This is a genomic window from Leeuwenhoekiella polynyae (assembly GCF_004104075.1).
GTDB lineage: Bacteria > Bacteroidota > Bacteroidia > Flavobacteriales > Flavobacteriaceae > Leeuwenhoekiella > Leeuwenhoekiella polynyae.
The window spans coordinates 401973-417559 of record NZ_QOVK01000002.1; the positions used below are offsets into that span (position 1 = coordinate 401973).

The 15587-nt window shown below is 36.8% G+C and carries 12 protein-coding genes; 6 read left to right on the plus strand and 6 right to left on the minus strand.

All coding sequences use genetic code 11. From position 1 onward, the window contains the following. The first annotated feature begins 16 nt into the window (after positions 1 to 16). The gene (locus DSM02_RS04995) at positions 17 to 673 is read left to right on the plus strand and encodes a DUF2461 domain-containing protein (RefSeq protein ID WP_128764611.1); all 657 of its coding nucleotides are present in this window, start codon (positions 17 to 19) and stop codon (positions 671 to 673) included. Here the strand turns inward: DSM02_RS04995 and DSM02_RS05000 are convergent. Beyond that, positions 655 to 1899, minus strand: coding sequence for a 3-deoxy-D-manno-octulosonic acid transferase (locus tag DSM02_RS05000; protein ID WP_164918236.1), 1245 nt, complete (start codon positions 1897 to 1899; stop codon positions 655 to 657). The two genes, DSM02_RS04995 and DSM02_RS05000, sit on opposite strands and share 19 nt — an antisense overlap. Before the next feature lie 152 nt (positions 1900 to 2051). On the opposite strand from DSM02_RS05000, the gene DSM02_RS05005 reads away from it, so the two are divergent. Both DSM02_RS05005 and DSM02_RS05010 read left to right on the plus strand, forming a co-directional pair. Next, positions 2052 to 3182 carry a DegT/DnrJ/EryC1/StrS family aminotransferase gene (locus DSM02_RS05005; RefSeq protein WP_128764612.1) on the plus strand — a complete coding sequence of 377 codons (1131 nt, stop codon included), beginning with the start codon at positions 2052 to 2054 and terminating at the stop codon, positions 3180 to 3182. A gap of 12 nt (positions 3183 to 3194) precedes the next feature. Further along, positions 3195 to 4463, plus strand: coding sequence for a metal-dependent hydrolase family protein (locus DSM02_RS05010; RefSeq protein WP_128764613.1), 1269 nt, complete (start codon positions 3195 to 3197; stop codon positions 4461 to 4463). A gap of 2 nt (positions 4464 to 4465) precedes the next feature. On the opposite strand, the gene DSM02_RS05015 is transcribed toward DSM02_RS05010, so the two are convergent. Further along, entirely contained in the window at positions 4466 to 5023 is a 558-nt protein-coding gene (locus DSM02_RS05015; RefSeq protein ID WP_128764614.1) for a nitroreductase family protein, read from the minus strand. 245 nt (positions 5024 to 5268) lie between these two features. Between DSM02_RS05015 and DSM02_RS05020 the strand changes: the two genes are divergently transcribed. Further along, positions 5269 to 7230: an OmpA family protein gene (locus DSM02_RS05020; protein WP_128764615.1), complete on the plus strand. Its 1962-nt coding sequence runs from the start codon at positions 5269 to 5271 to the stop codon at positions 7228 to 7230. Positions 7231 to 7303: 73 nt separating this feature from the next. Here the strand turns inward: DSM02_RS05020 and DSM02_RS05025 are convergent, their stop codons facing one another. Further along, on the minus strand, positions 7304 to 9979 hold the full coding sequence (locus DSM02_RS05025) for an AsmA family protein (RefSeq protein WP_128764616.1): 2676 nt from the start codon (positions 9977 to 9979) through the stop codon (positions 7304 to 7306). Between the two features lie 8 nt (positions 9980 to 9987). Beyond that, on the minus strand, positions 9988 to 10707 hold the full coding sequence (locus DSM02_RS05030; RefSeq protein WP_128764617.1) for a queuosine precursor transporter: 720 nt from the start codon (positions 10705 to 10707) through the stop codon (positions 9988 to 9990). Between the two features lie 127 nt (positions 10708 to 10834). Here DSM02_RS05030 and folK point away from each other — a divergent pair, with 127 nt between their 5' ends. Beyond that, entirely contained in the window at positions 10835 to 11944 is a 1110-nt protein-coding gene (gene folK / locus DSM02_RS05035; protein ID WP_317128227.1) for a 2-amino-4-hydroxy-6-hydroxymethyldihydropteridine diphosphokinase, read from the plus strand. Here folK and DSM02_RS20660 read toward each other — a convergent pair. Both DSM02_RS20660 and DSM02_RS05040 read right to left on the minus strand, forming a co-directional pair. After that, positions 11937 to 12071: a hypothetical protein gene (locus DSM02_RS20660; protein WP_262707723.1), complete on the minus strand. Its 135-nt coding sequence runs from the start codon at positions 12069 to 12071 to the stop codon at positions 11937 to 11939. The two genes, folK and DSM02_RS20660, sit on opposite strands and share 8 nt — an antisense overlap. 131 nt (positions 12072 to 12202) lie before the next feature. After that, positions 12203 to 12745 (minus strand): RNA methyltransferase, encoded by a 543-nt coding sequence (locus DSM02_RS05040; RefSeq protein ID WP_128764619.1) that lies wholly within the window; start codon positions 12743 to 12745, stop codon positions 12203 to 12205. A 180-nt stretch (positions 12746 to 12925) separates the two neighbouring features. Here DSM02_RS05040 and mutS point away from each other — a divergent pair, with 180 nt between their 5' ends. Then, the gene (mutS, locus tag DSM02_RS05045) at positions 12926 to 15553 is read left to right on the plus strand and encodes a DNA mismatch repair protein MutS (RefSeq protein WP_128764620.1); all 2628 of its coding nucleotides are present in this window, start codon (positions 12926 to 12928) and stop codon (positions 15551 to 15553) included. The last annotated feature ends 34 nt before the right edge of the window (positions 15554 to 15587 follow it).

A 15587-nucleotide genomic window follows, 5' to 3' on the forward strand; every position in this document is an offset into this window, starting at 1 on the left:
CCTTTAACCTAAAAACATGAGCTTTTATAAACTTTATGATTTTCTACGCGAGCTTCAGCAAAACAATTCTAAAGAATGGATGGACGAAAATCGAAACAGGTACTATGAGGTTAGAGATTTCTACATAGATTGGCTGAATAAAATGGACATAAAACTTGCTGAGATTGATCCTGATTATACTCATACACCAGGTAAAAAAGCCATAAATCGCATCAATAACAATCTACTTTATCACCCGAACAAGCCTATTTATAAAGATCATTTTGGTGCAGGTCTTGATCAAGAAGCTAAACAGGGAGACTTTTACATACATTTAGGCACTTCAGAAAGTTTTATTGCCGGAGGGTTTTACAAACCAAAATCTTCTTTACTTAAAAGTATTAGACAAGCTATTGATTATAACGGCGAAGAATTACTGGAGATTTTAAACAAACCCGGTTTTAAGAAGATGTTTGGCTGGCTGATAGATGATGGCGATAGTCTTAAAACTGCACCCAAAGGATTTTCTCAAGACCATAAATACATAGAATTATTGCGCAAGAAGAGTTTTGCTGTACAAACAGATCTTACTCAAAAGCTAGTTACTAGTGACGATTTTGAGAATCACGTACTCCAAATTTACAAAGAAATGCTACCTTTTAGAAACTACCTCAATCAGGCAGTAAGCGTTTGATTTTTTAAATAATTCATAATTGAGTGTGTTGCTCCGGTGTTTTGGGAAACAAACTGACCCGAAATTATACCTGTCTTTTGTCTAAAGTTTTTATCTGAAATCAATTTTTCTAAAACCGCTGAAGTTTCTTCGGGGGTCTTTACAGTAAATAATGCTGCTAACCTATTGAGTTGACCAGCCTCTGGGAATTTCTCTATATGCGTTCCGGTTAAAATAGGAAGCCCAAAGGTTGCCGGCTCTAATACATTATGCAACCCCGTATTACCAGCAGCACCGCCCACATATGCTAGGTCTGCATAAGCATAAATTTTAGTCAAAAAACCAATGGCATCAATGATTAAAACATCAGCTTTTTGTAGGTTTTTTGATTGCAATTCAGAATATAAGATCACATTCTTAGTCAGCCTACTGCGGAAATCTTCAATCTTTTCTGTGTTTATTTTATGTGGTGCAAGAACGATCTTAACATCTGCTTTACTATTGATAAAATCCAGTAAGTTTGCTTCATCTTCTGGCCATGTACTCCCACAAACTAACAACAGCTTGTCTTGTTTAAATTCAGCAATAAACTCTAAGGTATTATTATAATCAAGTTGTCTGCTCACACGGTCAAAACGTGTATCTCCGCTAACTTCTCCATTTGCAAACCCTAATTTTTTGAGATTTTTCAAAGAAGATTCATTTTGCAAAAAGAAGTAATTAAAAGCTTTTAAGGACTTCTTCATCCAACTTCCGTAGAACTTAAAAAAAGGTTGACTTTCTCTAAAAACTCCAGATATCAATATAGTGTGAATGTTATTGCGTTTTAATTTTTCTAAATAATTAGGCCAAAATTCATACTTCACAAAAAGCACTAATTCAGGACTTAAACAGTTTACAAAAGTATCTGCATTAGACTTGGTATCAAGCGGCAAATAGGTAACAATATCTGCTAATGGTGTGTCTTTTTTTATGGTATAGCCTGAAGGCGAAAAAAAAGTAAGTAGCATTTTATGCTTTGGGTATTCGACCCTTAGAGCTTCAAGAACGGGTACTGCTTGCTCGTATTCACCTAAAGAAGCGGCATGTACCCAGATTAACCGGTCTGAACCTTTAATTTTACTCTCTAAATAAGAAAATACTGGTTTACGTACACTCCTGAATTCTTTCAGTTTAGAGCTGAATAGTCCCAATACCGGAAGTAAGGCCTGAAAAAGTGCAATAAAAAAAGAATAGATATGCCGCATAACCTCGCAAAAGTAGCCTTTTCTGTAAAAAAAGACATTGGTTGAAGCGGCTAGATTTCGTACTTTCGTCTTACCAGAAAATGACCGGATTTTCATTAGAAAAACCACTTCTCAACTTTTGATTTTTTAAATTTTCGGCATAAAAAACACCTATGAAAAAAATACAGATGGTTGACCTTAAAGGTCAATACGAGCCTATAAAGGAGCAGGTAAATCGCTCTATTCAAGAAGTAATTGACAACACAGCATTCATCAATGGCCCTGAAGTTCACGGTTTTCAAAAAGAACTTGAAGAATATTTAGGTGCAAAACACGTCATCCCTTGTGCTAACGGTACAGACGCTTTACAAATCGCAATGATGGGGCTGGGTTTAAAACCCGGCGATGAAGTGATTACTGCAGATTTTACCTTTGCCGCAACGGTAGAAGTTATTGCTTTATTGCAGCTTACACCTGTTTTAGTAGATGTGAATCCACATAGTTTTAACATAGATATTGAAGCAATAAAACGGGCTATTACGCCAAAAACTAAAGCTATTGTTCCTGTGCATCTTTTTGGTCAAGTTGCCGAAATGGATGCCATTATGGAGATCGCTGAAGAGCATAACCTTTTTGTAATTGAAGATAATGCGCAAGGGATTGGTGCAAACTACACCCGTAAAGATGGGAGCAAGATAAAGACGGGTGCCATTGGTCACGTGGGTAGCACTTCTTTTTTTCCTTCTAAAAATCTAGGTTGTTATGGAGATGGCGGTGCTATTTTCACAAATGATGCTGCTTTAGCTCATACGATTAGAGGTATTGTAAACCACGGAATGTACGAGCGATACCACCATGATGTAGTAGGTGTAAACTCAAGATTAGATTCTATACAAGCTGCGGTATTGCGTGCAAAGCTTCCCCATCTTGATGATTACAATGCAAAACGTAGAGCCTCTGCCCGAAAATATTCTGAAAAATTGAACAATCATCCTAAGATTACGACTCCTATGATTTGTGAAGTTTGCGATTGTCATGTTTTTCATCAATATACTTTGCGCTTAAAAGACGTTGACCGTGATGCATTGGTTAAGTACCTTAATGCTCACGACATCCCTTGTGGTGTTTATTATCCTATTCCGTTGCATAAACAGAAAGCTTATGCAGACGAGCGTTATGATGAAAAAGACTTTCCCGTTACCAATCAATTAGTAAAAGAGGTCATTTCTTTACCAATGCATACGGAGCTTGATGATGAACAAATTGAGTATATTACTTCTAAAATCTTAGAATTTATTGATTAAAGATTAACCACTATGCGCAACTTTCTTCTTCTGGCTGTTTGTATTTTCAGCATAAATGCCTTTTCTCAAAAAACCTATTTGCAAGTAGGTAAGTTAATAGACACTAAAAATGGAAAGGTCCTCGAAGAAAAAACCATAGTAGTTGAGGCTGATTCTATTCAGGAAATTCTAGATGGTTTTCAGAGTGGAAACGGTGAAATCATTGACTTGAAATCTAAAACCGTATTGCCGGGGTTTATTGATATGCACGTGCATATCGAAAGTGAAACCAGTCCTAATAAATACCTAGAGAAATTTATCCTGAATGAAGCAGATGTTGCTTACAAAGCTCAGGAAATTGCACTGCGTACCATCAAAGCCGGTTTTACAACGGTACGTGATTTAGGAGGAAGTGGTGTAAATGTGTCACTGCGAAATGCTATAAACTCAGGCAAAGTAATAGGCCCTCGCATTTTTACTGCAGAAAAAGCTATTGGAACTACCGGTGGTCACGCAGATCCCACTAATGGAAATAATAAAGAATTAATAGGAGATCCCGGACCTAAAGAAGGAGTCATCAACAGTGTAGATGATGCCCGCAAAGCCGTAAGACAGCGTTATAAAAATGGGGCAGACTGGATTAAAATCACGGCTACAGGAGGTGTTCTGAGTGTTGCAAAAAATGGTCAAAACCCACAATTTACAGAAGAAGAAATCAATGCTATTGTTACCACCGGCAAAGACTATGATTTGCAGGTGGCGGCGCACGCACATGGAGATGAAGGGATGCAACGTGCCATTCGAGCTGGGGTTAAAACTATAGAGCATGGCACTTTAATGAGTGAAGAAACTGCAACACTAATGATTGAGCGTGACGCTTATTATGTTCCAACCTTAAGTGCTGGAAAATATGTAGCAGAAAAAGCAAAAATAGAAGGTTATTATCCTGCTGTAATCGTTCCTAAAGCATTAGAAATAGGTCCACAATTACAAAGGACTTTTGCGATGGCTTATAAGAAAGGAGTTAAAATCGCTTTTGGTACTGACGCAGGAGTGTTCCCTCATGGAGATAACGCCAAAGAATTTGGCTATATGGTTGAAGCAGGAATGAAACCTATGCAAGCCATACAAAGCGCAACAATTACAAGCGCTATGGTATTAAAATCAGAACGTGAATTAGGACAAATAGTACCTGGTTTTAAAGCAGATATTATTGCTGTCTCTGAAAATCCTATTGAAAATATAAATACCTTAAACGAAGTATTATTTGTGATGAAAGACGGTGTGGTAATTAAAGAATAGTTTTAAAACCAAGTCGTTTTTGATGCTACAGTGTCCCGCTCACCTATGAGCTGCTCCCCCTCATACACACCCAGATAGAAAAAACCGAGACAACGCTCTCCTTCTTCTAGCTTAAGATCAACATTCATTTCTTTAGTATAACCCGGAGAACTCCAGTATCCCCCAAGTCCCATTTCCCCAGCCATTAACCATAGGTTTTGCACTGCCATCGCAGTAGCAGCCACTTCTTCCCATTCTGGAATACTTGATTTAGGATCGCGTTGCATACAAATTGCAATAACAGCACCACTTGTTTCAATTTTTTGAATGCTTTTTTTCAGTTTAAAATCTGAAAATTTATCAGCAGGAGTATCTTTTGTATATGCTTTAGTCACAAAATCAGCTAGAAGTGATAATGCATCGTCCTTAAAAACTTTAAATCTCCAGGGCTGTGTTTTTCGATGAGTTGGTGCCCAGTTTGCCATTTCAAGCAACTCGTTGATTTGATCTTTTGCAATCTTCTTGTCTGAAAATTGATTAGGAAAAACAGATCTCCTATTTAAAATAGCATCTTTCAGCATAAAATTTATGTTTACTCAAATTTAATGTGTTTTAGACAAAGTAATTCATAAAATCACTGGGGATCATTAATCATTCTTGTCAAATTTTAAATCAAAACCTGTAAAAAATACATCAACTCTCTGAAAAACAGGAAAAACCCCCTAATATTTTTGACTTCTATGCAAGTAATAAATAAAGTTTTAGGTTTTTATTTATTTATATTTGCTCTCCCCTAAATCCTAATTTCAAACACATATTTTAACTTATGCAGCAGGTCAATAAAAGTATACTTTTATTTAAAGTATTATTTATAGTATGCATTACTTTCTCATTTGCTCAAGAAAAAGAACTTAGTAAAGCAGACAAAAAATTTGAGAGCTATGCATTTATAGATGCTCAAAAAATCTATTTACGCCTTGCAAAAGGTGGATATGAATCAGCAGAGCTTTTTCAAAAATTAGGAGATTCTTATTATTTCAACGGAAAATATGAAGATAGCGCCCAATGGTTTGAAAAACTTGTTGAAAAATACCCTGAAACGCTAACTCCAGAATATCTTTTTAGATACGCTCAGTCTTTAAAAGGAATTAAAGAATATGAAAAGTCAGATAAGATCATGTCTGATTTTAGAAAGCTTAAAGGTGGTGATTCTAGAGCAGAGCTTTTCGCAGAAGAGCCAGACTACCTTGAAGAAATCAGCTATTCAGATAGTGAGTATGAAGTAGAAAATCTGAGAAGAACCAATTCCCGACTATCAGACTTTGGCCCCATGTTCTATAAAGATAGAATCATATTCTCCTCTGCAAGAGATACAGGGACTACAAAAAAATATATTCATACCTGGAATAATGAACCTTTCTTAGATTTCTATCAAGCCCCTATAGATATAGAAACCGGAGAGTTAGGGAAAGTTGAAAAATTTGGAGGCAGTATTAATTCAAAGTACCACGAATCCTCACCTAGTTTTACTGCAGATGGGAATACTATGTACTTTACACGTAATAACTTTAGTCAAGGAGTAAAACGCACAGATAAAAACGGAACAGTACGTCTTAAAATTTTTAAATCTACAAAGAAAGGAGATTCCTGGAGTACCCCAGTTGAATTACCTTTTAATGATGATGACTATTCTGTCTCGCATCCTGCCTTAAGTGTAGACAACAAGCAGCTGTATTTCTCATCAGATATGCCGGGTACAACTGGATTTTCAGACATTTGGGTTGTTGACATATTGGGTGATAATGAATATAGCACTCCTAAAAATTTAGGGCCAATAATAAATACCGAAGGTCGAGAGAACTTTCCCTATGTAAGTAAAAAGGGAAATCTGTATTTTTCATCTGACGGTAGACCCGGTTTAGGTGGTCTTGACATTTATGTTGTTGCCACTAAAAAGAACGGAGATTTTGCCTATGTAATCAATCTTGGAGAACCTATTAACAGTCCACAGGATGATTTTGCCTTTATCGTTGATGAATATACAAATACAGGATATTTTTCAACTAATCGTTATTTTGGAATGGGAAGTGATGATATTTTCAGATTCACAAGAACACCTAAAGAAATCCCTGTTTGCGAGTCATTAATAACCGGTACTGTAAGAGATAAGGAAACAAAGTTCCCTATACCTACAGCAACAGTTAGCATCCTTGACCTTGAGGGGAACTTATTGCAAAAAACTGAAGTTAATGAAAAGGGTGAATATACCTTGAACCCCATTTGTGGCGAAGAGATTTTAATACGCGCAGATGAGCCTGAATATTATTCTGCGGAAGAACTCGTTACTGCCCCTGCAGATGGAGGTCCTATGGTTGTTGACCTTTATTTAGAACCTAGGATTACAAGAATTAATGAAGGTGATGATCTTGCAAAACTTCTTGATCTAAAACCTATTTACTTTGATTTTGACCGCTTTAATATCAGGCCTGATGCAGAAGAAGAACTCACTAAAGTTTTAGCTGTAATGGAATCTAATCCAACTTTAGTGGTCGAGATTAGATCACATACAGACAGTCGCGGTAATGATGCTTACAACTTAAGTCTTTCTGATAAAAGAGCGCGCTCAACTGCAGATTGGATTGTAAGCAGAGGTATAGAACCTACCCGAATTTCAGGAAAAGGTTTTGGGGAAACTGAGCTTATAAATGATTGCGGTAATGGCTCTGATTGCACAGAAGAGCAACACCAATTAAACAGAAGGTCTGAGTTTATCGTGATTAGTTTCTAATCATTCAATAGCATTTTATAGCAAAAAAAAGAGCGCCAGTTAGCGCTCTTTTTTTATAACAATTCTAAATCAACTAATTGTTAGTTTTAGTAGTATCCGTTGCTGGTTTTTTCTTTCCGAACAAACCTCCTAAAACATCTTTAACTGCTTTTGCAGTATTGCTTTGAGTTGAAGTCGAAGTCGTATCTCTTGTTGTTTTTACAGCTGAAGTATCTGCTGTTTTATTCCCTCCAAGAATTCCACCTAAAACATCTTTAATCTTATCTTCTCCTTGTTGTTTGAGTTTATCCTTCTGGGTGGCTACTATCTGTTGCGTTAAACTATTTACAGCTTGTTTTGTATTTAAAGAAACCTGCGGACTCGTAAAATTACCGGTAAGCGTTACCGGTAAATCAACCGTATACTTTTCTAAATCTGTATTGCTTAATCCTGCTAATGTACTACCCAGTTTTGAACCTAAATACGTGCCAGGCACTTTAAGATTAAGCGTATAATTCATCGTATTCTCTAAGCTGTGCGTACCGCTCACTCCTACGTTAATCCCTTTAATATTGAAGTCAAATGGTTTTACAGTCACTAAACCTTGATCAAAACTCAATTGTGTTTTTAAATTACTGAAGTCTAATTTATCCAGATTAATAAAGTCGAGTTTAGCATCTAGTGCACTGAGCAACTTCATTTTTTCAGGATCTACCTCAACGGTTAATAATTGTGCCAAAGCGCTACCCGCCAAAGAAGAAAGTACAGGCGTTAAATCATCAGAAAGATTACCATTCAACTGAATAGTTGTGTTTAAAGCACCCTGTAAAGCTCTGGCGATTGGCGCAAACTTCTGAAGCATCTCGAGCCCTTCAAAAGATTGACTGATGTCAACACTTTTTAAATCCAGATCCATTTTAAAGGTAGGCGTAGTCGTCTTTGTGCTCACATTTCCGTTAAGCCCTATTGCTCCTCCAAAAATATTAGACTTAATATTATTAAGGCTAGCAGTCTCATCTTTTACACTCAGATTACCACTCACATTAGTAAGGGTGATGTTATCATAAATAACTTTTCCGGCTGAAAAATCGATCCCTGCATCCAAGAAAGAAGGTATTTTAATAGCAGTTCCCCCTGTTGCTTGTGCAACTGTTTTTTCAGTGGTTGAAGTATTTTCTTGAGTTGCAGTCTCAACAACGCTAAAATCTGCCAGATCAATCACTTTGGAAGTCACAGTAAATCTTCCTTTTAAATCTTCTTTAGAAAGCACAAAAGGAATCAGATTCTCAATACTTCCTTTTGCTGAAATATCTGTTTTACCTGTTTGTGCATCTAGATTATTCAATGTTATAGTTCCCGGATTAAACGTAACATTCGTTTGCGCCATCGTCAACGGATTGGGAAGTTCAGGAGAAACATATTTAAAATCTTTCAGACTCGCAGTACCTGAGCTTTTTATATTCTGATACTGCTCTTTCTCTACACTATTCATATCAAAATTAGCAGTCATATCAACCGTAAGCATTCCATTAAGATCTTGATCCAACTCCAAAGGATAAGCTTGCTCCAGATTCGCTAAATTGAGTTTTCCTTTTAAAGCCAAGTCAACCAGCGGATTTGTAGTCAATCGATCTATTCTTCCTTTTGCGTTAAACACATCCTGATCAATTCTAAAATTCAGATTACCTAAACGTAAATAGGTATCATCCAGATTTCCGGTTTCATTCACAATGCTAGCATCTATTATAATATCCTGAACCGATTTTGGCAAATCAGGATATTTAAAAGAGGCATTATTAGACAATATTTCAATATTCATCATCGGGATATGCTCCTCATCCACCACACCATTTATTCTCCCGTTTACGCTAAAATCCCCGGTAGTTGTTACGCCATCAAGATTTTTAGCATAAACTTCAGGGATCACTCCTAAGAAGTTTTTAAAATCACTAGATGGTGTCTTAAAGGATAAATCCAGTTCGTTATTACTTTCATTTACCTGAACAAATCCTGAGAAAACCAGTGGCAATTGATTGATCAATGCTTCATTTTCTTTGAATGTATAACGCTGATCATCAAGATTCATCTCAATTACCGCATCTAACGAAATTTTATTTTTATTTAAATAATTGACTCCGTCAAAATCAAATGAGGCCAATGCTTCTGTGGTAGTATTTAGGTTTGAAATATTAGCAGAAAAGTCACCGTCACCTTCATGATTTACTTCAGATAAGCGCATAAAGGTCTGGGTGCTTTCGTCTAAATAATTAATGCGTGAATTAGATATCTTATAATGCTGCACATCAAACTGAAATCCTCCAGAATTATCAGCAAGTGTATCTGTAGTAGTGCTGGCTGCAGGAGTTTCTTTTGCTATATCATAGTTGGCATTCCCCAAACTGTCTACCTTTATATTTATAAACGCCTCATCCAGGCTAATCGCATCAACTGCGATAGGTTTGCCAGAAGAGGTTTTAAAGAGTTGCATAACTCCCATATCCAGCTGCAATTCCGTTCCGCTGGCCAGCGTATCCCCGGCAAAAGGCGCATTATTGGTCACGCTAAAATTTTTAACCTTAACACTTGCATCTGGGAAACTACTAAACAGCGTAAGGTCAAAATCTTCCCAGGCAACAGTAGCATTTAGGTTTTCATTAATAGAACGTTTCAGCAAATCCTCTAACTGCCCCTTAAATAAAAACGGAGCAGCGATAAGCCCTATCACAAGTACCAGAAGTACAATTCCAAAAATTTTAAATATCTTTTTCATAATGTATTTTATAGTTTCTCTTCCTTTTGGAAGGCATTAAGCTCTGCTCCTATTTCTTCTCCCGGAGCAAGTTTGAAGCGCTTTCTAAACAAATAAACGCCCAGATAGAGAAAAGGAGTATCACAAACCGCAATTAAAACTTTAAATAAAAAGCCGCTCAAAAGCAGGGTTCCAAATAGACTCCACTCTATTTTATTAAAAAAACACAGCAACAAAAGCACGGTTGCGGTATCTACAAACTGACTGAAAAATGTTGAGAAATTATTCCGAATCCAGAGGTGCTTGCCTTTCGTTAGTTTTTTCCAAAAATGAAAAAGCTGTATGTCTATATATTGCGCAAATAAGTAGGCCATCATCGAAGCCAAAACAGCTACGACCGTAGCTCCAAACACTTTATCAAACAACGCATCATCAACCGGTGACCAGTCTGTAGCCGGAACAGCTGCCGAAGTATAAACAATTACTAACGAAAAAATACTGGCAAAAATACCGGCAGTCACAATCTGATTAGCCTTCTTTTTGCCATAAATCTCACTGATTAAGTCGGTGATCAAAAAGGTGACGGGATACGGTAAAATTCCAACTGAAATCTCAAAACGATACACCCCGAAGAAATCCCAATAAAAGAATTTTTGGAAAATAAGGTTAGAAACTACCAAAGAGCATATAAAAAGCGCTCCTAAAATAAAGTAAATTCGATACGCTGCCAGCGCATCTCTCTGGCTCATTGTGGCTTGCGTCAAACTAGAATGCTTATTGTTTTCTTCTTGTCAAAATTAGAAGAATGTAAAGGGCTTTTACTTAAATTGCTCTTAAAATATTTAACAAAATACACTCATTAAACCACTAAAAAACATACTCTTATCCTTAGGGAGTAATCAAGGTGATCCTTTTGAAAACCTGCAAAATGCGATTGATGCAATTTTTGAAGAAGTTGGAGCTATAAAACAGATCTCTCCGGTGTACAAGACAAAATCCTGGGGTTTTGACGGAGCAGATTTTCTCAATTGCGCTGTTTCTGCAAATACGCACTTAGATTGTCAAAAGCTACTTGCTACTTGTTTATCTATTGAAAAAAAACTAGGCAGAGCACGTTCTAATAAAAAAGGGTATAGCGATCGTCCTATTGATATAGATATTTTATTTTTTGACGCCGAAGTTATTAATGAGTTAAATCTCACAGTTCCACATCCTCATTTACAAGATCGTAATTTTGTATTACACCCATTAAATGATATTGCTTCGGCAGTAGAGCATCCTATTCTTAAAAAAACCATTTCGACTCTTCTAGCCGAAAGTCTGGATGAAGGTATTCCCGAGAAAATTCAACGTTGGTTAAAAAACCCACAGCAAGAACTGAATTTGAGCAGCTACAATTATATCGCTATTGAAGGAAACATAGGTGCTGGCAAGACTACACTAGCTACAATGATTAGTGAGGACTTTAATGCTAAACTTATTCTGGAGCGTTTTAAAGACAATCCATTTTTACCTAAATTCTACGAAGATCAATCCCGCTATGCGTTTCCGCTTGAGATGTCTTTTTTAGCCGATCGATATCAACAATTATTAGATGATATTGGTCAATATGATTTGTTTAAAGATTTTATGATCGCAGATTATGACAGTCAAAAGTCATTGATTTTTGCAAAAGTAACCTTGAGTGAAGACGAGTACAGTTTGTATAAAAAGCTGCACAGTATTATGTATAGAGAAATTGCAAAGCCGGATCTTTATATTTATTTGTATCAAAACACAGAGCGTCTTTTAGAAAATATAAAGAAACGCGGCAGAGCATACGAGAAAGACATATCTGAAAATTATCTAGTAGATATCAATCAGGGATATTTAAATATGATAAAAAACAGAAGACAAGAACACATCAAAATACTTGACATTTCTGAAATGGACTTTGTTGATAATAGAGTTGATTATTTGAATTTGCTAAAGCAGATTATTACTTAAAATATAAAAGGCTTAACATTACAATCATTATCGCGAGGCCTATCACAATTCCTATCGCCAGGCCAAACTTACGCCCGTCTTTAGAACCGCGCTCGTAAGAAGCGTAGTCAAAATTATTTAGTTTCATGTAGTTGGGTTTTGTTATTTTATACTTGTACAACGTAAAACTTCACAATTTAATTGCTATCACCTCAATAATTACGAAAACTTTAATACAAATTTATGATTCAAAATAATCACATATTCCCTTTGAAACCCCTAATAATTATTTTTAATAATTTTTAAATAACAATCCCACAATACGATACCCGCACTAACCGCAATGTTGAAGGAGTGTTTTGAGCCAATCTGCGGTATCTCAAGCACACAATCTGATACATCTATTACGTGCTGCTTCACACCCTTCACTTCATTACCAAAAATAACAGCTATTTTTTGATCAGACTCTATCTCAAAGTCATTTAGCATGATTGCATGTTCTGCCTGTTCTATTGCAGCAACCTTAAAACCTTTTTGTTTTAGATCTTCAACAGCTTCTAAAGTAGATTCAAAATAGCGCCACGCGACTGTTTCGGTAGCTCCTAATGCTGTTTTAGTAATATCCTTATGAGGAGGCTGCGCACAGATCCCGCATAGATAAACAGCTTCAACTAGAAACGCATCTGCTGTTCTAAATACCGAGCCTATATTATTAAGACTTCTAATATTATCTAAAACAACAATTATCGGAGTCTTTTTTGCTTCCTTAAATTCTTCAACCGTTTTGCGGTCAAGTTCGCTATTTTTCAATTTTCTATTCATACCGCAAAAATACACATTCAGCAGACTACATAACGAACAAAAAAGTCGCTTCCCATCCTTATATTATTGTTGAAAAATATAAATAACTCCTCAGCACATTTCGATAATTACAGCATAGATTTTTTAAATTTATCCCCAGCAGTTTCGACACCAATTTAATATCGCATCCCTCTAAAAATTATGGCAAAAAAACCGAAAAAGAAAAGCGTAACACCTTTGATGAAGCAGTACAACGGTATTAAAAATAAATACCCAGATGCGCTTTTATTATTTAGAGTGGGAGACTTTTATGAGACTTTTGGTGAAGATGCTGTCAAGGCTGCCGGAATTTTAGGTATTATCTTAACAAACAGAAACAATGGAAGTGAACGCACAGAACTAGCTGGCTTTCCACATCATTCATTAAACACCTACTTACCAAAACTGGTTAAAGCAGGTTGTCGCGTAGCGATTTGTGATCAGTTAGAAGACCCCAAACAAACTAAGAATATTGTAAAACGCGGTGTGACAGAATTGGTTACGCCAGGTGTAGCTCTAAATGACGAAGTGCTTCAATCTAAAAGCAATAATTTTTTAGGTGCGATTCATTTTGGAAAGCGGCTCATTGGTCTTTCTTTTCTAGATGTTTCTACGGGTGAATTCTTAACAACACAAGGAGATGCCGCTTATATTGACAAACTACTGCAAAATTTCAGTCCAAGTGAATTGCTCATCAGCAAAAAAAACAAAGCTGATTTTAGGGACAGTTTCGGAACAGACTTTCATATTTTTTATCAGGAAGATTGGGTTTTTAAAACCGATTTTGCTCACGAAAGCCTCAATAAACATTTCAATACCAAATCTCTAAAAGGCTTTGGCATTGAGCATTTAGAGGAAGGCATTATTGCTGCCGGAGCCGCACTGCATTACCTAAGCGAAACCCAGCATCATCAATTAAAACACATTTCAAGCATAGCCCGTATTGCAGAAGATGCTTATGTCTGGATGGATCGTTTTACGATACGCAACCTGGAGTTGTATCAAGGCACCTCAACCAAAGCCATAACCCTATTAGACGTGATCGATAAAACCATATCACCAATGGGCGGAAGGCTTCTTAAACGCTGGCTGGCGTTGCCACTGAAGACACTTGAAACTATCACAGAGCGACACGAGATCGTAGAATATATTCTCAAAAATCCTGAATTTTACAGCCAGCTTTCTGCAGATATTAAAAGAATAGGTGATGTAGAGCGTCTCATCTCTAAAGTGGCTACCGGCAAGGTTTCTCCACGTGAAATCATTCTTCTAAAAAATTCATTAGAAGCTATGGTGCCTATCAAAATTTTAGGCGAACAAGCAGACAATCAGGCTTTGCAAATTCTTTCTGAGAAGCTGAATAATCTGGAGCATTTACGATCTAAAATTAAAGCGACCCTTAATGAAGATGCTCCAGTTAATATCTTAAAGGGAAGCACCATCGCTCCTGATTTTCACGAAGAGTTAGATGAACTCAGAAACCTAGCTACTTCCGGGAAAGCTTATTTAGACAAAATGCTCGAAAGAGAAACGGAGCGTACCGGAATCACTTCGCTTAAAATAGCTTCTAATAATGTTTTTGGGTATTATATAGAAGTGCGCAACACACATAAGGATAAAGTCCCTCCAGAATGGATCAGGAAACAAACGCTCGTAAATGCTGAACGCTATATAACAGAAGAATTAAAAGAGTACGAGGCTAAAATTCTAGGTGCAGAAGAGCGTATTCTCGCTATTGAACAACAATTGTTTAATCAATTAGTAAGTTGGATAACCCAATTTATTCAGCCTGTTCAAATCAATGCTAATATTATCGCTCAATTAGATTGTTTGCGTAGCTATGCGTGTCTCGCTAACGAAAACAAATACAGCAGACCAGAGCTTGACGATTCGTATGAGCTTGAAATAAAAGAGGGTCGCCACCCGGTAATCGAAAAACAGCTGCCAATCAGCGAGCCTTATATTGCAAACGATACGTTCTTAGATCGTGACACCCAACAAATGATCATGATCACCGGACCTAACATGTCTGGTAAATCAGCGATATTAAGACAAACCGCTCTTATTGTATTACTTGCACAGATGGGTAGCTTTGTCCCTGCTAAAGCTGCACGCATTGGCCTCGTTGATCGAATTTTTACCCGCGTCGGAGCAAGTGACAATATCTCTATGGGCGAATCTACTTTTATGGTAGAAATGAATGAAACCGCAAGCATATTAAACAATATTTCAGACAGAAGCTTAGTACTTCTTGATGAAATTGGCCGCGGGACAAGCACTTACGATGGGATTTCGATTGCATGGGCTATTAGCGAATACTTGCATGAACATCCTTCACGCCCTAAAACCCTCTTTGCAACCCACTATCACGAATTGAACGATATGGGAGAAACATTCAATCGAATTAAGAACTTCAACGTTTCAGTAAAAGAATTGAAAGACAATGTTTTATTTCTTCGGAAATTGATCCCTGGAGGTAGCGCCCACAGTTTTGGAATACACGTGGCTAAAATGGCAGGAATGCCCCAGCAAGTTCTGCACAGAGCTAATAAGATGCTCGCTCAATTAGAAAAATCTAATAGAAAAGAAGAACATAAAGATTCTTTAAAAGCAGCTCAGGATGATGAAATGCAGCTGAGCTTTTTTAATCTTGACGACCCCTTACTGGAAGAAATTAAAGGCGAAATCCTTCATACTGATATAGATACCCTCACTCCAGTAGAAGCATTAATGAAACTCAACGAGATCAAAAGAATGCTTGTACGCAGTAAGAAAAATCAGGTTTCTTAATTGTTTTTATTTTTTTGAAGAAATTGCTTTGCAG